15 protein-coding genes are annotated in these 25,133 nt (G+C 64.3%); 11 read left to right on the top strand and 4 right to left on the bottom strand.

Annotated elements, in window-relative coordinates:
• The first annotated feature begins 115 nt into the window (after positions 1–115).
• The 11 genes from H3T92_RS04990 (at position 116) to acnA (ending at position 16,462) form a co-directional block, all read left to right on the top strand.
• The gene (locus tag H3T92_RS04990; protein WP_198189484.1) at positions 116–1,795 is read left to right on the top strand and encodes a peptide ABC transporter substrate-binding protein; all 1,680 of its coding nucleotides are present in this window, start codon (positions 116–118) and stop codon (positions 1,793–1,795) included.
• 78 nt (positions 1,796–1,873) lie between these two features.
• A complete protein-coding gene (locus tag H3T92_RS04985) occupies positions 1,874–3,535 on the top strand; it encodes a peptide ABC transporter substrate-binding protein (protein ID WP_198189483.1) in 1,662 nt (553 codons plus the stop codon).
• A 190-nt stretch (positions 3,536–3,725) separates the two neighbouring features.
• Entirely contained in the window at positions 3,726–4,652 is a 927-nt protein-coding gene (locus tag H3T92_RS04980; RefSeq protein WP_024627150.1) for an ABC transporter permease, read from the top strand.
• Between the two features lie 31 nt (positions 4,653–4,683).
• Complete coding sequence (locus tag H3T92_RS04975; protein WP_034524826.1) at positions 4,684–5,673, top strand: ABC transporter permease; 990 nt, start codon at positions 4,684–4,686, stop codon at positions 5,671–5,673.
• Between the two features lie 11 nt (positions 5,674–5,684).
• Positions 5,685–7,682, top strand: a complete 1,998-nt coding sequence (locus H3T92_RS04970) for a dipeptide ABC transporter ATP-binding protein (RefSeq protein ID WP_198189482.1) — start codon at positions 5,685–5,687, stop codon at positions 7,680–7,682.
• Positions 7,683–7,719: 37 nt separating this feature from the next.
• A complete protein-coding gene (locus H3T92_RS04965; RefSeq protein WP_198189481.1) occupies positions 7,720–8,538 on the top strand; it encodes a DUF3710 domain-containing protein in 819 nt (272 codons plus the stop codon).
• A gap of 4 nt (positions 8,539–8,542) precedes the next feature.
• The gene (locus tag H3T92_RS04960) at positions 8,543–9,244 is read left to right on the top strand and encodes a DUF3159 domain-containing protein (protein WP_198189480.1); all 702 of its coding nucleotides are present in this window, start codon (positions 8,543–8,545) and stop codon (positions 9,242–9,244) included.
• Positions 9,237–10,523 carry a class I SAM-dependent RNA methyltransferase gene (locus H3T92_RS04955; RefSeq protein ID WP_198189479.1) on the top strand — a complete coding sequence of 429 codons (1,287 nt, stop codon included), beginning with the start codon at positions 9,237–9,239 and terminating at the stop codon, positions 10,521–10,523. The genes H3T92_RS04960 and H3T92_RS04955 overlap by 8 nt, the downstream gene beginning before the upstream one ends.
• A 1-nt stretch (position 10,524) precedes the next feature.
• A complete protein-coding gene (locus tag H3T92_RS04950; protein ID WP_198189478.1) occupies positions 10,525–11,139 on the top strand; it encodes a substrate-binding domain-containing protein in 615 nt (204 codons plus the stop codon).
• Between the two features lie 14 nt (positions 11,140–11,153).
• The gene (locus tag H3T92_RS04945; protein ID WP_198189477.1) at positions 11,154–13,622 is read left to right on the top strand and encodes an HAD-IC family P-type ATPase; all 2,469 of its coding nucleotides are present in this window, start codon (positions 11,154–11,156) and stop codon (positions 13,620–13,622) included.
• A gap of 110 nt (positions 13,623–13,732) precedes the next feature.
• Positions 13,733–16,462 carry an aconitate hydratase AcnA gene (gene acnA / locus H3T92_RS04940; protein WP_198189476.1) on the top strand — a complete coding sequence of 910 codons (2,730 nt, stop codon included), beginning with the start codon at positions 13,733–13,735 and terminating at the stop codon, positions 16,460–16,462.
• 50 nt (positions 16,463–16,512) lie between these two features.
• On the opposite strand, the gene H3T92_RS04935 is transcribed toward acnA, so the two are convergent.
• The 4 genes from H3T92_RS04935 to H3T92_RS04920 form a co-directional block, all read right to left on the bottom strand.
• Positions 16,513–17,316 carry a Bax inhibitor-1/YccA family protein gene (locus tag H3T92_RS04935; RefSeq protein WP_198189475.1) on the bottom strand — a complete coding sequence of 268 codons (804 nt, stop codon included), beginning with the start codon at positions 17,314–17,316 and terminating at the stop codon, positions 16,513–16,515.
• Between the two features lie 328 nt (positions 17,317–17,644).
• Positions 17,645–20,809 (bottom strand): RCC1 domain-containing protein, encoded by a 3,165-nt coding sequence (locus tag H3T92_RS08320; RefSeq protein ID WP_332460633.1) that lies wholly within the window; start codon positions 20,807–20,809, stop codon positions 17,645–17,647.
• Between the two features lie 236 nt (positions 20,810–21,045).
• Positions 21,046–21,189: a hypothetical protein gene (locus tag H3T92_RS04925; protein WP_198189473.1), complete on the bottom strand. Its 144-nt coding sequence runs from the start codon at positions 21,187–21,189 to the stop codon at positions 21,046–21,048.
• A 515-nt stretch (positions 21,190–21,704) separates the two neighbouring features.
• Positions 21,705–24,953: an RCC1 domain-containing protein gene (locus H3T92_RS04920; RefSeq protein WP_232341933.1), complete on the bottom strand. Its 3,249-nt coding sequence runs from the start codon at positions 24,951–24,953 to the stop codon at positions 21,705–21,707.
• Between the last annotated feature and the right edge of the window lie 180 nt (positions 24,954–25,133).

Raw genomic sequence — 25,133 nt, 5'->3', positions numbered from 1 at the left:
TTGTCTCGGGAAACATCCTGGTATCAGAATATGGCGTATTCGAGCTGGAACATCAGTCAAAGACTTTCGGGATCATAGGCGCAATGTTGGCAACCAGCCAAAGGGAGCAGCAGGAATGAAGAAGAGTTCACAGCTCACGGTGGCGTCAGCCGCCATCTGTGCCTTGGCGCTCTTGGCCAGCGGCTGCGGCAGTGGAGGCAGCAGCACCAATACCGAGGGTGCCGAGCAGTCGTCCAGCAGCCAGCCCAGCAGCAACGCCGTGGTGTCGGTCCGTGGGTGCGAGCCGGCCAACCCGCTCATTCCCAGCAGCACTGCGGAAAGCTGCGGCGGGCAGGTCGTGGATGCCATCAACTCCAAGCTGATCCGCTTCGACGACCAGGGCAAGGCCCACAACGATCTGGCCGCGGAGATCAAGGGCAACGACGACATGTCCCAGTACAAGGTCACCTTGGTTGACGGACGCAAGTTCTCGGATGGCACCCCTATCACCGCCAAGTCCTTCACCAGGGCCTGGTCCTGGAGCGCCAACGTGTCCAACGGGCAGCTGAACGCCAGCTTTTTCTCTGACATCAAGGGCTTTGATGACCTGCAGAAGCAGGGCGTGCCTGCGGATGCCCAGTTCTCCGGATTGAAGGTCATCGATGACAAGACCTTCACCGTAGACCTCATTTCGCCCTCGTCCACCTTCCCCATTCAGGTGGGCTATACCTCTTTTGCGCCCCTGCCTGAGTCCTTCTACAAGGATCCCAAGGCCTACGGGGAGAATCCGGTCAGCTCGGGTCCTTACACGTTTGAGTCCTGGCAGCACAACGCCATGATCAGGCTTCGCAAGAACAACGACTACGGCGGGGAGGTCAAGGTCCAGAACGGCGGCATCGACTACAAGGTCTACACTGACCTGAATTCTGCCTATTCCGATGTGCAGGCGGGCAACCTGGATGTGATCGACAGGATCCCCACCTCCGCTGTCAAGACGTTCATGACCGACAGCATGGTGCAGAGTTATAACAAGCCTGGCTCCACCCTGCAGATGTTCACCATTCCTGCCACCATGGAGCATTTCGGCCAGGACCAGGAGGGCCACCTGCGCCGCCTGGCCATCTCCATGGCCATTGACCGGAAGATGCTGATCGACAAGGTCCTGGGCGGTCTGGGCGTGCAGCCCACCGACTTCACCGCGCCGACCATCCCAGGCTATGCCAAGGATCTCAAGGGTTCGGACAACCTCAAGTACAACGCCAGGAAAGCCAAGGAGTACTGGGCCAAGGCCGATGCCATCAGCAAGTGGCCAGCCGACAAGAGCTTCCAAATGCTGTACAGTTCGGATGGCGGCGCCAAGGACTTCTACGACGGCATGGCCAACTCCATCAAGAACACGCTGGGCATCAAGGCCGAGGCCACTCCTGTGCCCACCTTCAGCGAGTTCCGCGGCAACATCAAAAAGCGCCTCTACGCGGATGCGGCCTTCAGATCCTCCTGGTCACCCGACTACCCATCGCCTGAGAGCTATCTGATGAGCAACTTCGCCAGCTCGGCGGCCGACGGCAACGGATCCAACGATGGCGACTACAAGAACCCCAAGTTCGATGCCCTGCTGAAGCAGGCTGCCAAGGCCAAGGACACCGATGAAGCCAACAGGCTCTTCCAGCAGGCTGAGGAGATCCTTCTGCAGGACATGCCGGCGGTTCCGCTCTATTATGGAAACAACATCGGCGCGTCCGCCAAGAAGGTTCATGGGATGCGTCTGGGCTGGGATGGCTATCCGATCTTCTCGGAGCTGTCCAAGGACCAGTAATGATCGTGCCGGAAACGGCATAAACCGCCGTCGATGACTGGCGGTTCGGGAAACCAACCAAAGGAAAGAGCAAGATATATGAAGAAGCAATCGGCCCTGACCATTGCGGGCGCCGGACTGTGCGTCATGGCGCTCACGCTGGGCGCCTGCGGCGGATCCGGCGGATCCGGCTCCTCTGCCCAGGGGAGCAACGGCGGCAGCTCGAACGCCGTCATCTCGGTCTTCAACCCTGAGCCGGCCAATCCGCTCATCCCCAGCATGACCAACGAGGTGGGGGGTGGCAACCCCATCGACGTCATGTTCTCCAAGCTGGTCCGCTTTGACGACAAGGGCAAGCCGGTCAACGAGATCGCCAAGCAGATCAAGGCCAACGAGGACAACACCCAGTACACCGTGACCATCAACGACGGCTGGAAATTCTCGGACGGCACCCCGGTCACCGCACAGTCCTTCACCAAGGCCTGGTCCTGGGCGGCCGACATCGCCAACAAGCAGCTGGGCTCCAGCTTCTTCGCCAACATCAAGGGGTATGACGACCTGCAGAAGGAGGGCACCCCTGGCGATGCCCAGCTGTCCGGCCTCAAGGTCATCGACAACAAGACCTTCACCGTTGATTTGACCTCGCCTTCCTCCACCTTCCCCATCCAGGTGGGCTACACCGCCTTTGCGCCCCTGCCCGAGTCCTTCTACAAGGACACCAAGGCCTTCGGCGAGAAGCCGGTGACCGTGGGACCCTACAAGTTCCAGTCCTGGGAGCACAACAAGGCCATCAAGCTGGTCAAGGATCCCGCTTACAAGGGCGGCATCAAGGTCAAGAACGGCGGCGTCGAGTTCCGCTCCTACACCGATGCCACCGCAGCCTACCGCGATGTGCAGGCCGGCAACCTGGACGTGCTGGACACCCTGCCGGCCTCGGCTCGCAAGACCTTCCAGACCGACAACACGGTCCAGGCCATCAACGATCCGGGTTCGGTCATCCAGATGTTCACCATCCCCACCTACATGAAGCACTTCGGCCAGGATCAGGAGGGCAAGCTCCGTCGCCAGGCCATCTCCATGGCCATCGACCGGCCGACCATCATCAAGAAGGTGCTGTCCGGAACCGCCAAGGAGGTCCACGACTTCACCGCCCCCGTCATCCCCGGCTACTCAACCAGCATCAAGGGATCCGACGTGCTCAAGTACAACCCGTCCAAGGCCAAGGAGCTCTGGGCCGAGGCCAACAAGATCTCCCCCTGGGGCGAGGGCGACAGCTTCAAGATCGCCTACAACGCCGATGGCGCCCACAAGGAGATCTATGACGCCGTCACCAACTCCATCAAGAACGCCCTGGGCATCCAGGCTTCGGGCAACCCTCTGCCCACCTTCAGCGAGTTCCGCTCCAACGTGCAGAACCGCAAGTTCACCGACTCGGCCTTCCGCTCCGGTTGGCAGCCCGACTACCCCTCGCCCGAGAGCTACCTGTCCAGCAACTTCGCCAGCTCGGCAGCCAACGGCAACGGGTCCAACGACGGCGACTACAAGAACCCCGAGTTCGACGGCCTGATGGACAAGGCAGCCTCCGCCAAGAGCATCGACGAGGCCAACAAGATCTACCAGCAGTCCGAGGAGCTGCTCTTCCGCGATCTGCCCGCAGTCCCGCTCTACTACCAGAACTCCAACGGCGTGGCCGCCAAGAACATCCAAGGATTCTCCTTCACCTGGAAGGGCGTCCCTGCTTACTACAACATCAGCAAGTGAGGTGACGGGAGCCTGAATCCCGCACCTGACAGCTGACATCGCCCGGGCCGGCACGGAAGGATCCACTCCGCGCCGGCCTTGGTGTCTTTGCACCTCTGTTGAGGTGTGCTGGTAGACTCAAACAAGAATTTTTGCGGCGGCCCCGATCCCCATGCCGATCCCGGTCGCGGATGACAAAGGAGAATAGCCGATGGGAAAATATCTTCTGCGACGTATTCTGCAGATGATCCCCGTCGTTCTCGGCACGACACTGCTGATATACGCGCTGGTCTTCGCGCTTCCCGGCGACCCCGTGGCCGCCATGTTCGGGGACAAGCCGGTCAATCAGGCCGTTGCCGCACAGATACGTTCGGAATACAATCTCGACAAGCCCTTCATCGTGCAGTACGTGCTCTTCCTGAAGAACGCGCTGACCCTGAACTTCGGCAACACCTTCGCCGGCCAGCCCGTGATCAGCGTGATCGGTAGGGCCTTCCCGGTGACCATCAAGCTGGCCCTGATGGCCTTCGTCTTCGAGGGCGTCTTCGGCGTGATCTTCGGCATCATCGGCGGCCTGACCAAGGGCAAGTGGTCGGACAACATCATCCTGGTCCTCTCCCTGCTGCTGATTTCGGTGCCTACCTTCGTCACCGGCTTCATCCTGCAGTACCTGTTCGGCGTCAAATGGCATCTGCTGCCAGCCACCGCCGGGGCCAATCCGGGCTTTATTGACCTGCTCATGCCGGCCATTGTGCTGGGGTCGGTGTCCATGGCTTCCATCATCCGTCTGACCAGGACGGAGATCACCTCCAACATCTCCGAGGACTACGTGCGCACGGCCCGGGCCAAGGGCATGAGCAACCGGTCCGTCATCGTGCGGCACGTGCTGCGCAACTCCCTGATCCCTGTGGTCACCTACCTGGGCGCCGACATCGGCGGACTCATGGGCGGGGCCATGATCACCGAGCGCATCTTCAACATCCAGGGCGTGGGCAACACCCTTTACCAGGCCATCCTGAGGGGCGAAGGCACCCTGGTGGTCTCCATCGTGACCATTCTGGTCCTGATCTTCGTCATCACCAGCCTCCTGGTCGACCTGCTCTACGCAGTGCTCGATCCGCGGATCCGGTATGCGTGAGGGAGAGGGACCGACTATGAGTGAAACGGCAATGAACGAGTCAAGCGAACAGAACGAAAGCCAGGCCCGCGTCTACTTCCCCGACCCCCTGCCGGGCCAGGAGCGGTTCGTGGCCCCCATCGACGAGACGCCCCTGCGCGAGGTGGACTCGGTGGATGAGGACGTGCCGCCCACCAGCATGTGGGCCGACGCCTGGAAGACCCTGAGGCGCAACCCGCTCTTCATCATCTCCGCAATCCTGGCTATCGTGGTCATCCTGGTGGCCCTCTTCCCCAACCTCTTCGCCAGGCAGGATCCCATGGCCTGCAGCCTGTCCGACTCCCTGGAGCCCGGACGGCCCGGGCATCCCTTCGGCTTCGATCTGCAGGGCTGCGACGTCTACAGCCGCGTCATCCACGGGGCCCGGACCTCGGTGGCCATCGGCATCATGACCACCATCCTGGTCACCGTCTTCGGCGGCCTCATCGGCGCCATCGCCGGATTCTTCGGGGGCTGGGTTGACGCCGTGCTCAGCCGCATCACCGACATCTTCTTCGCCATCCCCATGATCCTGGGCGCCATCGTGCTCCTGCAGATGTTCCGCACCTCCACCTCCCTGTGGAAGATCATCCTGACCCTGACCCTCTTCGGCTGGGTCAACATGGCCCGCATCACCCGCAGCGCCGTCCTGGAGGCCAAGAACCTGGAGTTCAACACCGCTTCCACGGCCCTGGGCTCCACGCCCCTGCGCAACCTCTTCCGGCACATCATGCCCAACTCCCTGGCCCCGGTCATCGTCATGGCCACCATGTCGCTGGGCACCTACATCGTCTCTGAAGCCACGCTGAGCTTCCTGGGCATCGGCCTGCCCTCCACCGTGGTCTCCTGGGGCGGGGACATCTCGACGGCCCAGAACCTCCTGACCACCAACCCCTCGGTCCTCTTCTATCCCTCCGCAGCCCTGGCCATCACCGTGCTGGCCTTCATCATGATGGGCGACGCGGTCAAGGATGCATTGGATCCCAAGAGCAGAACGGCCTGAGCGGAGGAAGCATGACTGAAGCAGACAAGAACATGACCACCAATCAGGAGCAGCAGCCTCTGCTCGACGTGCGGGACCTGCAGGTGGACTTCACCGCCGATGGGCGCACCGTCCACGCAGTTCGCGACGCCTCCTTCAATGTCTATCCCGGCCAGTGGGTGGCCATCGTGGGGGAGTCCGGCTCGGGCAAGTCCACCTCGGCCATGGCTGTGCTGGGCCTTCTGCCCGGCACCGGCAAGGTGACCGGCGGCAGCATCCGGCTCAATGGCCGCGAGCTGGTGGGCCTGGACCGCAAGGACTATGAGGCGCTGCGCGGCTCCCAGGTGGGCCTGGTCCCGCAGGATCCCATGAGCAATCTGAACCCGGTCTGGCGCATCGGCTCCCAGGTCAAGGAGGCGCTGACCGCCAACCATATGGATGTCTCCCGGGAGAAGCGCTCCCGGCTGGCCAAGGCCCTGGCCAGCGACGAAGAGGTGACGCTCAAGAAGTCGGACGACGAGCTTTTCATCTCCTCCAAGGACCTGCCCGGCCTGCTCCAGGCCGCCCGCCAGGCCCTGAGCGATGCCGGGGTCGCCGACGTGGACCAGACCATGGAGGCCCTGAAGGCCGAGTGGGATGTGGGCTCCGAGACCCGCTGGGGCGTGGCCAAGTCCCTGATCGACGCCGGTGTGGATGACGATGCGGCCTGGACGCTGGCCAAGGAGCATGTCACCGGCTCGGACATGGACGACCGCATCGCCGGCCTGCTGTCTGAGGCCGGGCTGCCTGAGGCTGCCACCAGGGCCCGACAGTATCCGCATGAGTTCTCCGGCGGCATGCGCCAGCGCGCCCTGATCGCCATCGGCCTGGCCTCGCGGCCCGACCTGCTGATTGCCGACGAGCCCACCAGCGCCCTGGATGTGACCGTCCAGAAGCGGATTCTGGACCACCTGCGCAGCCTGACCGAATCCCTGGGCACCGCCGTGCTCTTCATCACCCACGACCTGGGTCTGGCAGCCGAGCGCGCCCAGCACATCGTGGTCATGTACCGGGGCCAGGTGGTGGAGTCCGGGCCCAGCCTGGAGGTCCTGCAGCACCCCCAGCACCCGTACACCAAGCGGCTGGTCCAGGCCGCGCCCTCGCTGGCCTCCCAGCGCATCATCTCCGCCAAGCAGCGCGGCCAGGATGCCGAAGACCTGCTGGAGCATCACGTCAAGGGCGAGAGCACACTGGAGCGCAGCGAGCATGTCATCACCGTGGAGCACCTGACCCGCGAGTTCAGGCTGCCCCGGCGCAAGGAGATGTTCAAGGCCGTGGACGACGTCTCCTTCTCGGTCAAGCGGGGGACCACCCTGGCCATCGTGGGGGAGTCCGGCTCCGGCAAGTCCACCGTGGCCAACATGGTCCTGCACCTGCTCAAGCCCACCTCGGGCCTGGTGACCTACGAGGGCCAGGACATCGCCGGCTTCGGCAGCCGTCAGCTCATGGAGTTCCGCCGGCACGTGCAGCCGGTCTTCCAGAACCCCTACGGCTCCCTGGACCCCATGTACTCCATCTACCGCTCCATCGAGGAGCCCCTGCGCATCCACAAGATCGGCAACGCCAAGTCCCGGCAGAAGCGGGTCAAGGAGCTGCTGGACATGGTGGAGATGCCCGAGTCGGTCATGGGGCGCTACCCCAACGAGCTCTCCGGCGGACAGCGTCAGCGCATCGCCATCGCCCGGGCCATGGCCCTGAATCCGGATGTGATCATCTGCGACGAGGCCGTCTCCGCCCTGGACGTGCTGGTCCAGGACCAGGTGCTGCGGCTGCTCAACGACCTGCAGGCCGAGCAAGGGCTGAGCTACCTGTTCATCACCCACGATCTGGCCGTGGTCAGGCAGATCGCCGACGAGGTGGTGGTCATGCAGCATGGCCGGCTGGTGGAGCACGCCACCACCGACGAGGTCTTCGACCACCCGCAACGCCAGTACACCAAGGATCTGCTGGACGCCATCCCCGGCGGCAAGCTGCGCCTGGGTCTTGACTAGGTATCCTTTGCACAGACTCACAAGGAAATGAGGCATCATGGGATTGTTCGGTTTCGGCAGGAAACGCGCCAAGAAGCAGGCTGAGGAGGCCGTCGAGGAGTCCAAGGACGTTGAAAAGTCCACGGAGAAATCAGACCAGACCTCTCAGGCTGACCGTGATGAGACGGCTGCGGAGCAGGACGAAGCCGAGCAGAGCGGGAAAGGCCCCTGGGACAGTTTGGATTCCGAGGCTCCCGACACCGATGAGTACCTGGACATCGGCGCCCTGATGCTGCCCTTCCTCAAGGGCAGCGAGCTGAGGCTCAAGGCCAACTCGCAGACCGGCGACGTGCTGGGGGCCACCATCACCTACGGGTCCTCCAGTCTGGAGCTGGAGCCCTTCGCGGCCCCCAAGTCCCTGGGCCTCTGGGACGAGGTCCGGGCCGACCTGCTCAAGGCCAACCCCTCCTGCAAGGAGGTGGACGGCGTCTTCGGCAAGGAGCTGACCCTGCCCGTCAAGGTCAAGGGCAAGAACCTGCTGACCCGTGTGGTGGGCGTCGACGGACCCCGCTGGATGCTGCGAGGCATCTTCTCCGGCCCGGCAGCCAAGGGCGGCAAAGAGAAGGATGTGCTCGACGGCTACCTGGCCGACCTGGTGGTGGTCCGTGGCGATGAGCCCCTGGCCCCCCGCGACCTGGTGCCCATGCATGCGCCCATCACCCCCAACCAGCGTCGCGGAGAAGCCGAAGACTCGGAGTCCAAGGACGATGAGAGTGCGCAGATCCCCGGCAGGCCCGAGGGCCCCTTCGACTCGGACCAGCAGACCGAGGTGAAGACCACACTGTCGCGCGGACCCATGTTCTCGGAGGTCCGCTAAGGCTGTGAAGCAGAAGCACTCCGGGCTGGCAGCGCTGGCCGACGACGATTTCTCCGTCATGGAGGCCATCGGCGGATGGCGGGGGATCGTCGAGTCCCTGCTGCCGGGGCTGGTATTTCTGGTTGTCTTCCTGGTCACCGGCCGTCTGGGGCTGACCGTGGCGGTTTCGGCGGCGCTGGCCCTGGTGCAGCTCCTGATTCGTCTGGTTCAGCGGCAGTCCTTTCTGGGGGCGCTGACCGGCCTGCTTTCGGTGGGCATCTGCCTGGTGGCCGCATGGCTGACCCGGGATGCCCGCAACTATTATCTGCCAGGATTCCTGACCAACGGATTCTGGATCATCGTGCTCGTCGCCTCGCTGCTGGCACGGATGCCCGGCATAGGCCTGCTGGTGGAGTACCTGCGCCGGCCCGTCGTCTCAGGCTGGAGGCAGTGGCTGGCCTCCTGGCGGGGCGAGCCAGAACTGGCACGGGCCTATACCCAGGCCACTCTGGTCTGGATCGCCGTCTTCGCGCTGCGCCTGCTGGTTCAAGTGCCGCTCTACCTGGCCGGTTCCGTAGGGTTGCTGGGCGCCGCACGCCTGATTTTGGGCCTGCCCCTGTTTGCTCTGGGCATCTGGATCAGCTGGCTGCTGATCGGGGGCCCCTACCATCGTCGCCAGGCCGACCAGGCGCAGACCGACCAGGAGGTTCACGCTGATCATGACTGAAACCAGGGTTCGTCTGCGCATCGAACGCTACGCCGACCAAGGCCGTTGTGTCAGCCACCTGGAGGACGGGCGGGTGGTCTTCGTCCGTTTCGCCCTGCCCGGGGAGCTGGTGGAGGTCCTCCTGGACGAGCCTCACGGCCGGGCCGGCAGGTTCGCCACGGGCGAGGTCACCAAGGTGCTGGAGGCCAGCCCTGACCGCCGCCAACCCGCCTGGCCCCTGGCTGGACCCTTGGCCTGGGGAGGAGGCCTTGGCGGGGCCGATCTGATTCACGTCAGCCTGCCCGGTCAGCTGACCTGGAAGGCTGATCTGATTGGCCAGCAGATGTCCCGCCTGGGCGGGGTGGACGTCCAGGTGCCGGTGGCCCGGGTTCCGGGTGATGAGGAGCTGGGCGGCCTGCACTGGAGGACCCGAATCGAGCTGGTGGCCGACGATCAGGGCCGCCCCTCCATGCGTCGGCGGGGATCGCATGACCGCCTGCCGATCCAGACCATGCCCCTGGCCACCCAGGAGTTGCTGGATCTGGCCGACGACCTGGGCATCTGGGAAGGCGGCCTGCCCGCCGGTGCCCGCATACGCCTGGCCGTGCCCCAGCCGCGCGACGGGGGACCGGTCGGCGACAACTTCGCCCTGCTGGTGGATGGCCGCCTGAGCCAGGGGAGCCGCCTGTTGACGGAGCGGCTGGAGGCCGGAGCAGGACCTGAGTACCAGGTTCGGGCCGACGGATTCTGGCAGGTCCACTGTCAGGCACCGGTCGTGCTGACCAAGGTGGTCCTGGACCAGGCCAGGCAGGCTCTGGATGGGGTCGCCGAACCGGTCATCTGGGATCTTTACTGCGGATCAGGGCTCTTCACCCTGCCGCTGGCCGCTCTGGCCGACGGACGGGCCCGGCTCCTGGCTGTGGAGGGATCCGCCGGAGCCATTGCCAGCGCGAAACACAACGTGAAGCAGGCCGGACTGGACCGGGTGGTCCTGCGTCGAGGGGACGTGGCCAAGGTCCTGGCTGGCGGTGCGCCCAAGGGGCTGGGCCATCCCGACCTGATCCTGCTGGATCCGCCCAGGGCCGGCGCCAAGGCCCAAGTCTGCCGACTGCTGGCCGCCAGCGGGGCGGGGACCATCATCTATGTGGCCTGCGATCCGACCAGCCTGGCCAGGGATACGGCCACCCTGATCTCCCTGGGCTACAGCCCCAAGCACCTTGAGGCCTTTGACATCTACCCGATGACCCACCACGTGGAGACCGTGGCGGTCTTCACCCGCACGGCGGGAAGGCAGCGCTGACATGAGCCGCACCGGGCGGGTCTTGGCAGTGGTCAGGCGGCTGGCTGGTCTGCTGCTGGCGGTCGCCCTGCTGGCAGGCCTGCCCACGCTGACCGGATGCGCCCCCAAGGACAGGGCCGTGGGCGACTCCTGGCACGAGGGCACCGTGCCCCACGACGGCGTGGATCGCTCCGACACGCTCGTGGCTTTGATTGGCTGCCCGCAGAAGGGCGAAAAAGACCCGGATGCCGGTCTGGACAGCCGCATCCTGGCATCCTTGAAGGCCGAGCGCATGAAGGGCTATTTCTCCTCGGCGCAGTCCACCAGCGATCAGCAGGATGGGGTGCAGGATGCCGTCAACCGCGGAGTCAGCCTGATTCTGATCCGTCGGCCCGGCGCCGGCGACTGGACCCCCGCCTTGAAGGCAGCCCGGAAGGCGGGCATCCCTGTGGTAGAGTTCGCTCAAAGCGCCAAGGCTTGGACCCCTGACCCGGGTAGGCTCTACTATGCGGCTACGGTCCATCCGGTGGGTCCTGCCGGGCATCCGCACGCGCCCCTGCTGGCCGACGCCCTGCAGACCATTGTGGACGACGGACCGCATGCCAGGATCATGGCCGTGCGCCTGAGCGCCGACTGAGAGGGGGGCCAAGGATGAGCACAACGGCGGACACAGGCTTTCCGGAGACCGACCGGCCGGGGCTGAGCTCCCAGGAGGTGGAGCGGCTGAAGGCACAGGGCCTGGTCAACGTCTCCCAGGACCAAACCTCCCGCAGCCTGGGCCAGATCATCCGCGACAACGTCTTCACCCTCTTCAACGGCATCATCCTGACCGCCATGGTGGTGGTTCTGCTGACCGGGCAGTGGAAGGACGCGGTCTTCGGCCTGATCATCATCATCAACACCGGCATCGGCGTGGCCACCGAACTCAAGGCCAAGCACACCCTGGACGGGCTGTCCATCCTGGTGGCCTCCGACTATACGGTGCGCAGGGATGGGCGCAACCTGACCGTGCCCCACGATGCCATCGTCAAGGGGGATCTGCTCTGGATCCGCTCCGGGGACCAGGTGCCCGCCGACGCGCAGATCATCGACACCTACGGCCTGGAGCTGGACGAGTCCATGCTGACCGGCGAATCGCGCACGGTCAAGCACAAGCCGGGGGACCAGGTCTACTCGGGCTCCACGGCTGTCTCGGGCATGGCCCTGGCCCAGGTGACCGCCGTGGGCGCCGACTCCTACGCCGCCACGCTGACGGCCAAGGCCAAGGTCTACAAGAAGGTCCACTCCGACCTGAACGAGGGCATCAACACCATCCTCAAGGTCATGACCGTGGTGGTCATTCCCCTCTGCCTGCTGCTCATCTTCACACAGATGCGGACCGTGGGCGGCTTCCAGACTGCCCTGGCCACCGGAGCCTGGCGGCAGGCCGTGGTGTCCGCCGTGGCCGGGGTCGTGGGCATGATCCCCGAGGGTCTGGTCCTCTTGACCTCCCTGAACTTCGCCCTGGCCGCCATCCGCCTGGCCCGGCATCAAACGTTGGTCCAGCAGATGGAGTCCGTGGAGACCCTTGCCCGGGTGGATGCCCTGAACCTGGACAAGACCGGCACCATCACCGACGGGGGCATCGTCTACGACGACCTGCATCCGCTGGCCGAGGACCTGCCGGTCCAGCAGCTGCGGCAGGCCCTGGTGGACGTCTGCGCGGAGGAGAGCCCCAACGCCACCGGCCGTGCCATCCTCAAGGGGATGGAGGACCTGCACCCGGGCAGGGCCGTCAGCCGCCTGCCCTTCTCATCAGCCCGCAAGTGGAGCGCCGTGGCCGACCAGTCCGGCAGAATCTGGTACTTCGGCGCCCCGGAGGTGCTCCTGGCATCCCAGGCGGGCAGCTGGCCCCAGGTGGACCAGCAGGTGGCCGACCTGGCCGACCGCGGCTACCGGGTGCTGATGCTGGCCGCCCCCGACGGGTACCCGAGCACCGACCGGCCCGACTACTTCACCAGCAGCCCCGACCTGCCCGGGAACCTGAAGCCCCTGGCCCTGATCACCTGCTCGGAGCACATCCGCGACGACGCTGCCGAGACCCTGGCCTGGTTCCGCCAGCAGGGCGTGCGCTGCCGGGTCATCTCGGGCGACAACCCGGCCACGGTGGCGGCCATCGCCAACAAGGTGGGCCTGACCGGCGACCGGGCGCCCCGGGCCATGGATGCCCGGCAGCTGCCCGAGGACACCGCAGCCCTGGCCGAGGTGCTGGAGGACGTGGACGTGCTGGGCCGGGTCCTGCCCGACCAGAAGAAGGCCATCGTCCAGGCCCTGCACCTGAAGGGTCACACGGTGGCCATGACCGGCGACGGGGTCAACGACTCCCTGGCCCTGAAGGAGGCGGACCTGGGCATCGCCATGGGCAATGCGGCGGCCGCCACCAAGGCCGTGGCCCAGCTGGTCCTGGTGGATTCGCGTTTCTCCCACTTGCCTGACGTGGTGGCCCGGGGCCGGCAGGTCATGGCCAACATGGAGCGTGTGGCCGGCCTCTTCCTGGTCAAGACCGTCTACTCGGCCCTGATCTCCCTGGGCGTGGTCCTGACCGGCATCCCCTTCCCCTACCTGCCCCGGCACATCACCTACATCGGCGCCCTGACCATCGGCACACCGGCCTTCTTCCTGGCGCTGGCCCCCAACACCAGGCGCTACCGGCCCGGCTTCCTCAAGCGTGTGGTCGCCTTCGCCCTGCCCTCGGGCATCGCCACGGCCTTGATTGTGCTGGCGGCGGCCTGGAGCCTGCCCGGCCTGCTGGGCCTGGACCTGGCCCGGCCCGGCGACCTGGGGCGTTGGCGTTCGGTCTGCGCCATCGTCCTCTTCTGCATGGGCGTGCTGGTCCTGACCCAGGTGGCCCGGCCCCTGCGCTCCTGGAGGGGCCTGCTGGTCCTCTGCTTCGCCGCAGCCGGGGTGATCGGGGCCCTGATTCCCATGGTGGCGCGGTTCTTCGCCATCAGCCTGCCCACCGGTCCTGCCCTGGCCGCCACCGTGGCCTTCGCCCTGGCGGGTGCCCTGCTCATGGTCCTGGCCGTCCTGGGCTATCCGGCATGCGCACGTTACATCCGTCAGGTAACACATGGGCGCTAAGAATGAACCTCACAAGCACAGATAAGCGTCACTGACGGCCTGGGGTCCTCCCGCCGCCGGTCCACATGGGCGCCAGGGCAGGGCCCGAGCGTCCAAGGAAGGGGTGGTGCATGTCAGAATCCGCACAAGATGCAGGTCGTTCCAAGCTCAAGGTGGGCTCCGAGGAGTTCGAATACTACCGGATCAGCGACCTGCCGGGCATCGACCACCTGCCCTACAGCCTGCGCATCCTGGCCGAGAATCTGCTGCGGCACCAGAACGGGACCACGGTGACCCGGGACCAGCTGGACCAGCTTCTGGACTGGGACCCCAAGGCCCAGCCCGACAGGGAGATCCAGTACAGTCCCGCCCGGGTGCTCATGCAGGACTTCACCGGCGTGCCCTGCATGGTCGACCTGGCCACCATGCGCGATGCCGTCAAGGCCCTGGGCGACGACCCCTCCCTGGTCAACCCGCTCATCCCCGCGCAGATGGTCATCGACCACTCCGTCCAGGTGGACAGCTCGGGCGTGCCCGGCGCCCTGGAACACAACATGGACATGGAATACCGGCGCAACAGTGAGCGCTACCGCTTCCTGCGCTGGAGCCAGCAGGCCTTCCAAAACTTCCGCGTCGTGCCCCCGGGCACCGGCATCATCCACCAGGTCAACCTGGAGTACCTGGCCCAGGTGGTCATGCGCAGGGACAGGACCCAAGGGGAGGGGCCGGCCCTGGTCTACCCGGACTCCTGCGTGGGCACCGACTCCCACACCACCATGGTCAACGGCCTGGGCGTGCTGGGCTGGGGCGTGGGCGGCATCGAGGCCGAGGCTGCCATGCTGGGCCAGCCCATCTCCATGCTGGTGCCCCAGGTCCTGGGCTTCAAGCTGACCGGATCCATCCCCGAGGGGGTCACCGCCACCGACGTGGTGCTGACCGTGACCCAGATGCTGCGCGAGGTGGGCGTGGTGGGCCGGTTTGTGGAGTTCCACGGCAAGGGCCTGGCCCAGGTCCCCCTGGCCAACCGGGCCACCCTGGGCAACATGAGCCCCGAGTTCGGCTCCACCTGCGCCATCTTCCCCATCGACCGAATCACCCTGGACTACCTGCGTCTGACCGGCCGCAGCGACGAGCATGTGCGCCTGGTGGAGGCCTATGCCAAGGCCAACGGGCTGTGGATGGACCCGGAGGATGCCGACTGCCCTGAGCCCGAGTATTCCCAGGTGCTGGAGCTGGACCTGTCCACGGTGCGGCCGTCCATCGCCGGCCCCCGCCGGCCCCAGGACCGCATCCTGCTGGACCAGGCCCAGCAGACCTTCCATCGGGACTTCAAGGATTACAGCGACCAGGACAGGGACAAGGGCGAGGCTGTGCCAGTCAAGAAGGCCGACGGCAGCGAGTTCAGCCTGCGGGACGGGGATGTGGTCATCGCGGCCATCACCTCATGCACCAACACCTCCAACCCCTCGGTCATGGTGGCCGCCGGTCTGCTGGCCCGCCAGGCGCGCGCCCGGGGCCTCAAGCCCAAGCCCTGGGTCAAGACCTCGCTGGCTCCCGGCTCCCAGGTGGTGACGGACTATCTGAACCGGACCGGCCTGAGCAAGGACCTGGACGCCCTGGGCTTCGAGCTGGTCGGCTACGGCTGCACCACCTGCATCGGCAACTCCGGACCCCTGGACCCGGCCATCCACCAGGCCATCGCCGACCACGACCTGACGGTGACGGCCGTGCTCTCGGGCAACAGGAACTTCGAGGGCCGCATCAGCCCGGATGTGAAGATGAACTACCTGGCCTCGCCGCCCCTGGTGGTGGCCTACGCTCTGGCCGGCACCATGGACTTCGACCCCTGGCGCGACCCCCTGGGCCGGGACAGCCAGGGCAAGCCGGTCATGCTGGCGGACATCTGGCCCTCCCAGGAGGCCATCGAGTCCGTGGTGGGCACCGCCCTGGACCGGGACATGTACCTGCGCGACTATGCGGATGTCTTCGGCGGGGACGAGCGCTGGCGGAAGCTGGAGGTGCCGGAGGGCGAGCTCTTCCACTGGGACCAGGATTCCACCTACATCCGCCGCCAGACCTTCTTCGACGGCATGAAGGCCCAGCCCGACCCACTGGAGGACATCCACGGGGCCCGGGTGCTGGCCCTGCTGGGGGATTCGGTCACCACCGACCACATCTCGCCCGCAGGGGCCATCAAGGCCGACGCACCGGCCGGCCGCTACCTGCAGGAGCACGGCATAGCCCCCAGGGACTTCAACTCCTACGGCTCCCGGCGCGGCAACCATGAGGTCATGGTCCGGGGCACCTTCGGCAACATCCGCCTGCGCAACCAGCTGCTGGCCTCGGTGGGGCTGGACGTGCGGCCGGGAGGGTTCACCTACGACTTCCTGAACGGCCAGGAGACGACCATCTTCGAGGCGGCGCAGGACTATGCCAGGCAGGGCACGCCCCTGGTGGTGCTGGCCGGCAGCGAGTACGGCACGGGCTCCTCCAGGGACTGGGCGGCCAAGGGCACAAGGATGCTGGGCGTGCGGGCCGTCATCGCCAGGTCCTTCGAGCGCATTCACCGCAGCAACCTGATCGGCATGGGTGTGCTGCCGCTGGAGTTCCCGGCGGGTCAGTCGGCCCAGAGCCTGGGGCTGGACGGCCAGGAGACCTATGACCTGGTTGGCATTGATGCTCTGAACAACTCCCTGCCCGAGCAGGTCCAGGTACGGGCCCAGCGGCCCGACGGCAGCAGGGTGGAGTTTGCGGCCAAGGTGCGCATCGACACTCCTGGCGAGGCCGAGTACTACCGCAACGGCGGCATCCTGCAGTACGTGCTGCGCGGGTTGCTGGCCAGGGCCGACCAGGAGGCCTGAAGATACAAAAATCCCCGCCACCAATGCCAGGGGCGGGGATTTTCTTTTTGTCAGTTGCGGTCGCCGACCAGATTCAGGATGTAGAGGAAGAGGTTGACGAAGTCCAGGTAGAGGTTGAGGGCGCAGAGGATGGAGACCCGCTTGATGGCCTCCGGCCCCTGGCTGCGGTAGGTGGCGAAGATGACCCTGGTCTGCTGGGCGTCATACATGGTCAGGCCGGCGAAGAGGATGATGCCGATGGCCGAGACCACGCGCAGGGCCGTGTTGGAGGGGGCCACGAAGAGCATGACCACCTCGACCAGGATCAGCATGAGCAGGCCGGCCATGAAGATGGAACCCATGCCCAGCATGTTGCGCCGTGTGGTCAGCGCCAGCATGCTGAGGACGAAGAAGAAGCCTGCGGTGATTACCAGGGTCAGCATGATGGAGGGCAGTGAGTAGGTCATGAAGATGGTGCTCAGGGTGAAGCCCATCAGGGCCGCATAGAGGTAGAACATGACCCGGGCGGTGGAGGTGCGCATGCGCATAACCCGGAAGCTCAGAATCATGGCGAAGGCCACCTGGACCACGGCCATGCCGATCCAGCCCAGGGCGCCCGTGGCCTGCATGAAGGCCAGGAGCAGTCCGGTCCGGGCGGTCAGGTAGGCCGTCAGGGCGGTGACCAGCAGGCCGACGGCCATCTCCGCATAGGCGCGGGACATGGAGACCCGCTCCGCCTTTTCAAAGCTGTATGCTGCGCTGGTGTCGATGGGCGAGCCCATGCCGTAGGGCTCACCGCTCTGCATGGTCGGCATAGGCTGTTGTGTGTACTGACCGTATGGGGCCTGCGGCCGCGGATTCCCGTTGAAAGCCATCTGCTCCTCCTTGTCTTCCCGTCTATGGCGGGATGGTCGTCTTGTTCAATTCTACATGGCCGGTTTGGCCATATAACAGGTGTTTGCTCTGGTTGGAATCAGGCGGGGGTGGCCGCCATAGCGGGGTGGTTGCATGCCCGTATCCCGCCATGGCGGTTGCCCCCTCTCCTGATGTGCCGTCCATCCTTGGCGGGATGGACGGAGTGTGGTGGGGGCGCGGGAGGGAAGTGTCGGCTCACTTGGGGTTTGAGCCTTCAGTGGCACGTTTCCTCCCTGCTCCCCCTATGTGGGCCGGGGGCGGGGGGATTGATACGCCGCCCGGCCGTTCTTACTCGTGCGAAGCGTGTGACAGTTGGTGTTGTTCCCTCCGGTGGCGGCGGGATGCCAGCACTCCGCCCATGCCGGTCATGCCGGTGGCCAGGGCGAGCAGGATGCCTTCCCCGCCTGCCTTGGGGAGCACGCCTGCTGGCAGGTATGTGTACCTGAGGGTAGTGTCCGGCGTTTGGGGTGTGCCGCCCAGCGTGTAGTCCACGCTGACCGTGACCATGCCCGGCTGGTGCGCGGGCGTGAACACGCTCACGCTGCCGCCGTCGCCGCGCGTCAGCCCTGATGCGGGGGTCTGGTCGAACCTGACGCCGGTGATCACCAGAGCCAGGTTGAACGACACCGGCACAGGAGCCGACTTGCTGTTTGTGGTGTCGTCGCCGAGCTGGCCATACAAGTTCCGTCCCCAGGCTTTTGCGTTCCCGTCTATGCTGATCGCTAATGAACAATGGTAGCCCGCGCTGATTTGCACGGCTTGCAGCCAGGGGCCGGCCGAGCTTGTGGACTGCGCGGACGCTAGCACCTTCACCGGGATAGTCCGATTGTTCGTGGTGCCGTCGCCGAGCTGACCATAGGAGTTCCATCCCCATGCCCAGGCGTTCCCCTCCTTGTCAAGTGCAAGCGAATGTCGACCTCTGGCGCTGATTTGCCTGGCTATCACTGTGCCCGCATTCGCGGGGTATCGCACTCGCACGGGAAGAGGATTCGGAATTTGATCACTCCCGGTGCTGGTGCCGTTGCCGAGTGCGCCATACGTATTCTGTCCCCATGCCCAGGTGTTCCCGTCCTCGTCGATAGCCAATGCGAACCAGCTTCCGGCGCTCACTTGGACGGCTTTCAGCCAGGGGCCTGCCGCAGCCGTGGACTTGCCGGTGGCAAACACGCGGCTGGGCGTGGGGTGGAAACTATTGTCGTTGGTGTTGTTGCCGATCTGGCCCAGGAAGTTGTAGCCCCAGGTGTACGCGTACCCGTCCTGGCCGATGGCCATGTCGAAGGACCAGCTTGTGCTGATCTGCACGGCGTGGAAGACGCCGCTGGCATCCGAAGGGTCCTTGACCGCAGATGGGACAGTCTGCGGGCTCGAGTAGTCATCACCGACTTGTTTGGATATGCTGCCCCAGGTGTATACGGTGCCGTCGGCGCCCAATGCCATGGAGTTCCAGGCTCCTGCGGCGACTTGAATCGCTTTCAGCCCTTCGCCGGTGTTGCCGGGCCCGTGCACGCGCACGGGTGTTGATGAATTGGACTTGGTGTTGTTGCCGAGCTGCCCGTGGTCGTTGAGCCCCCAGGCGTACACGTACCCGTCGCTGCCGATGGCCAGCGAATGATAGCCTCCGGCATAGGCCTGCACGTAGGTGAAATCCGCGGGCGCGCCTGCAGGCTTTGGCACCGGGACGGGCGTGTTCCGCTGGGCGGTCGTACCGTTGCCGAGCTGGCCGAACTTGTTGTTGCCCCATGCGTAGGCGTTCCCGTCACTGCCCACAGCCAGCGAATACCCCGTCAGATCACCAATGGTGTACCCTCCGCTGCTGACCTGGTTGAACCTGATGCCGCTTCTCGTTGCTGGTGGGGTGATGGTGGTCTGTTGCTTGCCCAGCTGGCTGCCTTTATTGGGACTGATCTTCCACGTGTTGCTTGCGTTTTCTGGCGTCCATTTGGCGGTGAGGATGAGGTTCTGGGTGATGGGTTTGCTGAAGTCGTAGGCGACTTCGCCGGTGAACCATCCGTCGAACTGGTAGCCTTCGCGCGTCGGGTCGGGGGAGGGTCGCTGGACCCTGCCGTAGACTGGCTGGATGCTCTGGTCCTGGGGGGTCGGGCCTCCTTCGCCCGTGTTGAAATGGACCGTGTAGGCGGAGCCCTGTTGGACCTCTCTGGTCAGTGCCTGGTCGACCGTGTAGCCGAGGCTTTTGGTGAAGGACTGGCCGTCCTGGCTGCCGGCGATGTGAATAGTGGTCTGCCCTGGATGGCTGGCGGGTATGTCCGCCTGCCAGGAGTCGTCTTTCTTGTTGAGTGTCAATGCTTGCCCGTCCATGCTGGCTGATTCCAGGGTGGGTGCGTGCGTGGTGTCGATTCTTGCTGGCTTGCCTTGATTGCCTTGGGTGTCCTGATTCCACGTGAATATGCTGCCCTTACTGTCAATGGCGGTGATCTTGTTGCCGGCAGCGGTGGCCTGCACGTAGGCCTGTCTCCTGTTATCTGCGCGGATGGGTGCCTTGCCGGGCTTCCAGGCCCAGACGTGGCCGTCCTCGTCAGTGATGATGGCCTGGTCCTTGTTGGCGGTGATATGTCTGGCTTGCACCCCGTCCGGCAAGCCGGCGGCTGTGGGACTGGTTGTGCTGTCGGCCAGGTACCGGGCCTGTTTTTTTGAATCCAATAGAAGGAATCCCTTGCTGAGGGCTTGTGCTTGGATGAGGCGCGTGCCCGGGTCCTGCTTGACGCGTTCGGGTTTGACGCTTCCGGTCTTGCCTGCGTCCCAGGTCCATGCCTGCCCGTCAGCGTCCAGGGCGAGGATACGGCTGGCTGAGGCGCCGGCGGTGACGGCCTGCGCCTTTCCGGGCAGGTTGAGCGTAGCCTGCTCGTCAGGCTTCGTGTTCTGACTGTCTTTCTGGCTGGCCTGGAAGGCGTGGACCTGTCCCTGCCGGTCCACCGCCAAGAGCCTGTCGTCGTTAATGTTGACGCTGGTGAACACGGCATCCTGGCCGGTGCCGAGGATGGCGGGCGTTGATTGTTGGCTGGTCCAGGTGTAGATGTGCTGGTCGGATCCAAGTGCGGCTTGCCGTTGGCTGCCGGCTGTGGCCTGCAGGTAGTGGAAACCGTCGGGAGCCTGGGCGGGTGAGGGGACCTGTTTGGGTGTGCTGTCTTTCGTCCATGTGTAGATGCGGCCGTCGCCGGTTAGGCTCACAACCTGGTCTCCTGCGGCTTGGACACTGACGTAGTAAGGTTCCTGCTGGTTGGGCGGGTTGATGGTTAGCCTTGCGCCGGAGGCGGGCCCGTGGTCCGGGCTCAGTGTCCAGTCTGTGATCTTCGTCCACTGGGCTTTCAGGGTTGTGTCTTGGAGGATTGGGGTCTGGAAGTTGAAAGGCTGGCCGTCGTATGTCCATCCGTCGAAGCGGAAGCTTTCACGTTGCGGGTTCTTTTCCGGGGAAGCGGCAAGAGTGCCAGTTTGCACGGTTGATTGTGTTGGCTTGCTGCCGTCGGCAGGGTCGAAGCGCACTGTGCGTGTGGCTTGATCGTCCGTCTTCTCTGTTGACTTAGCTGGAGCGGAGTCTGCGCTGTCAGGTGTTCTCGTCGTCGATGATGGGGTACCTGGCGTGGTGCTTAATGGTGTGGTGGTTTGTATCGGTGATGGTGTGGGTAGTGGTGTGCTGGTTGCGTTGCTGGGGAGGGTGCCGGGGGTTCCGTCAGCTACGCGAGGGGTCTGACGACCCCCCCCCCCCCGGTGAGTATGGGAGCGTCCGCCTGGGCGGATGCGACGCCCAGGCCTGCCAGCAGGCCCAGCAGGACGGTCGTCATCGCCGTGATGCGACGCAGACGGGAAACCAGATGCATGAAACCAAAACCCCTTCACCAAACACCAAGCGGTATCAGAACCGCCTGCCTATAGCCTTAACGTTTTCCTGTCGGAAAGTTGCCCAATGCTCAAGGTCAGACCGTGCAACAGATTGCGCGGATCCTGACAGAAGCCTGTTGTCTTTTCGACATCCCCCGCTTTTCACCCTACCACCCGACCCACAGACAACACACAAGTTAGAGTCAGCCGTTCGGCGACATTGACCCCGGCGTCTAAATAAGGGCGGCTGCTTACCAAATTATGAAGGTGCAGGGAGCATGAACAGCGGCTGGCCTAACTGAGGCTGCAAGATCCCTGTGTCGGCCTAGCCGTTTTTCTCTCTTCGCCTGAATGCGAGTGTGCATGCATGCCTTGAACTTCGGCAAGCGGAAGTGTGGTGGGGGCGCGGGAGGGGTGTCGGCTCTCTTGGGGTTGAACCTTACGTGGCACGTTCCTCCCTGCTTCCCCCTGTATCGGCCGGGGGCGGGGGGATTGATACGCCGACCGGCCTGTCTTACTCGTGCGAAGCGTGAAGCAGCTGGTGTCGTTCTCTCCGGTGGCGGCTGGATGCTAGCACCCCGCCTATGCCCATTGTGCCTGCCGCCAGGATGAGCAGGATGCCTTCCCCGCCCGCCTCAGGAAGAGTGCCTGCAGGCAGGTACGTGTATCTGAGGGAGGTGTCCGGCTTTTGGGTTGCGCCAACCAATGTGTAGTCGACGCTGACCGTGACCGTGCCCGGCAGGTGTTCGGGCGTGAGCACGGTGACGATGCCGTCATCGCCGCGTGTCAGGCCTGATACGGGGGTCTGGTCGAATCTGACGCCGGTGATCACCAGCTGCAGGTTAAACACCACCGGCACAGGAGCCGACTTGTTGTTTGTGGTGCCGTCGCCGAGTCGACCAGAGTCGTTGCGTCCCCATGCTTTGGTGTTCCCGTCCGTGTCGATGGCCAGCGAATGCTGGTCACCGGCGATTATTCGCACGGCGTGCAGCCAGGGGCCGGCCTTGCTTGTGGACTGTTCGGAGGCGAGCACCTTTACAGGGTAATAGTAGCCGCTGGTTGTATTGTTCCCGAGCTGGCCCTTATCGTTCTCTCCCCAGGCGTAGGCGTATCCGTCGCTGCCCAGGGCCAATGAATGCTCGTATCCACCGTCCACCTGTGTGGCTTGCAGTCCTTTGCTCTCGTCATCAGGGTTGGCGGGGTCGCGCACGTGCACAGGAACAGTCGAATCCGTTGTGCTGTTATTTCCGAGCTGGCCACAGTAGTCGAATCCCCAGGCGTAGGCGTATCCGTCGCTGCCCACGGCTAGCGAATGAGAGTATCCGGCGCTCACCTGTGTGGCTTGCAGTCCTTTGCTCTCGTCATCAGGGTTGGCGGGGTCGCGCACGTGCACAGGAACAGGGTTCGCGTTAGTGCTGCTGGTCTTCCCGTTGCCGAGCTGGCCATTTTTGTTGTATCCCCAGGCGTAGGCGTATCCGTCAGTCCCGATGGCCAGCGAATGCCGCCATCCGGCATCCACCTGGGTGGCTTGCAGTCCTTTGCTTACGTCAGCAGGGTCGCGCACTTGCACGGGAACATCAGACAAATCATCGCTGGTGTTGTTGCCGAGCTTGCCATATTCGTTGTATCCCCAGGCGTAGGCGTATCCGTCGCTGCCCACGGCTAGCGAATGAGAGTATCCGGCGCTCACCTGGGTGGCTTGCAGTCCTTTGCTCTCGTCATCAGGGTTGGCGGGGTCGCGCACGCGTATTGGTTTTGACGAATCGGACTTGGTCTTGTTGCCGAGCTGGCCATAGTGGTTGTATCCCCAGGCGTACACGTATCCGTCACTGCCCAAGGCCAACGAGTAATAGCTTCCGGCGCTGACCTGCACGTAGGTGAAATCCGCAGGCAGGTCCGGATACGTCTCGCGGTCAGGTGTTCTCACCCTGACCGGCGTATGCCGCTCGGTGGTCGTCCCGTCGCCGAGCTGGCCATACCTGTTGTCTCCCCATGCGTAGGCGTTCCCGTCGCTGCCCACAGCCAAGGAAAAACCATAGGTAGTACTACTGTCGTTTTTTGATCCGCTGACCTGGCTGAACCTGATGTTTCGCCTGGTGATGTCAGGCGGGGTGATGATGGTGGACTCGTTGCCCAGCTGGCTGCCCTTATCGGGGCTGATGCTCCACGTGTTGTTAGGGTCTTTGAAGGTCCATTTGGCGGTGATGGTGAGGTTTTCGGTGACGGGCCTGCTGAAGTCGTAGGCGACTTCGCCGGTGAACCATCCGTCGAACAGATAGCCTTCGCGCGTCGGGTCGGGGGAGGGCCGCTTCACTCTGCTGTTTGGGGTGGAGAAATTCTGATCTGCTGGTTCGGGGTTTCCTCCGTCCGCATTAAAAGTGACTTTATAAGTGGATCTTTGCAGGTCGTCTCTGGTCAGTGTCTGATCGACCGTGTAGCTGAGGCTCCTGGTGAAGGGCTGGCCGTCTTGTCTACCGGCGAGTGTGATGGCGGCTGGTCCCGGCTTATGGGCTGGAGCTTCCGTCTGCCAGGAGTTATCTTTCTTGCTGAGTGTCAATGTTTGGCCGTCCATGCTGGCTGATTCCAGGGTGGACGTCACGGTGGCGTTGATCCTTGTCGGTTTGCCGGGCTGGCCCTGCTCGTCCAAGCTCCACGTGAACATGTAGCCCTGCCTGTCCAAGGCGATGATTCTGTCACTTGTAGCGGCGGCCTGTGTGTAGGGCTGGCTTCCCTTGTCTGCGCGCATGGGTTTATCGCCGGTCTGCCAGACCCATAGGCGGCCATCTGTGTCGGTGATGACGGCCCGGCTATGGTTAGTGGCAATCGAGCGAGCTTTCATGCTTTCTGACAGGTTGACGGCTGTAAGGCTGGTCTTGCTGTTAGCCAGGTGATAGGCCTGTCCGTCCGCGTCTAGGAGAAGGACTCCTTGGTTGAGGGCTTGGGCTTGGACGATGCGCGTGCCCGGTTCCTGTTTGATGGGTTCTGGTTTGGCTTTTCCGGTGTTGTTCGTCTCCCGGGTCCAGGCCTGCCCGTCTGTGTCCACGATGAGGATTCGGCTGCCGGATGTGACGGCGAGGACGGCTTGCGCCTGACCGGGCAGGCTGATGGCTTCCTGTGCTGCGGGTTTCGGGTTCGGGTTTTGGCTGTCGGCCTGTATTGCTTGATAGGCGTGTACCTGTCCCTGCCGGTCCACGGCCAGGAGCAGGTCGCCGTTCATGCTGATGCTGGTGAACTCGGCATCCTGTCCGGTGTGGAGGAGCGTGGGTACGAGCTGTTGGCTGGCCCAGGTGTAGATGTGCTGGTCGGATCCGAGCGCGGCCTGCCAGTGGCTGCCGGCTGCGGCCTGCAGGTAGCGGAACCCGCCGGATGCTTGGGCGGGGGTAGGAACCTGTTGTGGCGTGTTGCCTTGCTTCCATGTGTATATGCGGCCGTCGCCGGTCACGCCGACGGTTTGGTCTCCTGCCGTGCGGATGCCCGTGTAATAGGGTTCCTGCCTGTCGGGCGGGGTGATGGTCAGCAGGGCGCCGGAGGCGGGCCCATGGTCCGGGCTCAGCCGCCAGTCCGTAGCCTTGCTCCATTTGGCTGTCAGTGTCGTGTCCTGGAGGATCGGATCCTGGAAGTCATAAGGCTGGCCGTCACGTGTCCATCCGTCGAACCTGAAGCCATCACGTTGAGGATTGTGTTGCGGGGGAGTGGCGAGTGTGCCGGTCTTCATGATCGCTTGTGTTGGCTTGCTGCCGTCGGCCGGGTCGAAACGCACCATATGTGCGGCTTGACCATCCGTTTTATTATTTGGTTTGTCAGGAGCTGGTTCTGTGCTGTCTATATTGTTCGTCGACGTTGACGGAGTGCTTGGACTCGGCGCTGCTGAGCTTAACAGTGGGGTGGCTTGTATAGGTAGTGGTGTGCTGGTTGCGTTGCTGGGGACAGTGGCGGGGGTTTG

This window comes from Bifidobacterium sp. W8112, from assembly GCF_016101425.1.
GTDB classification, from domain to species: domain Bacteria; phylum Actinomycetota; class Actinomycetes; order Actinomycetales; family Bifidobacteriaceae; genus Bombiscardovia; species Bombiscardovia apousia.
Note: the sequence above shows the minus strand (reverse complement) of the source record. Positions and strands in the feature narration are given on the sequence as shown.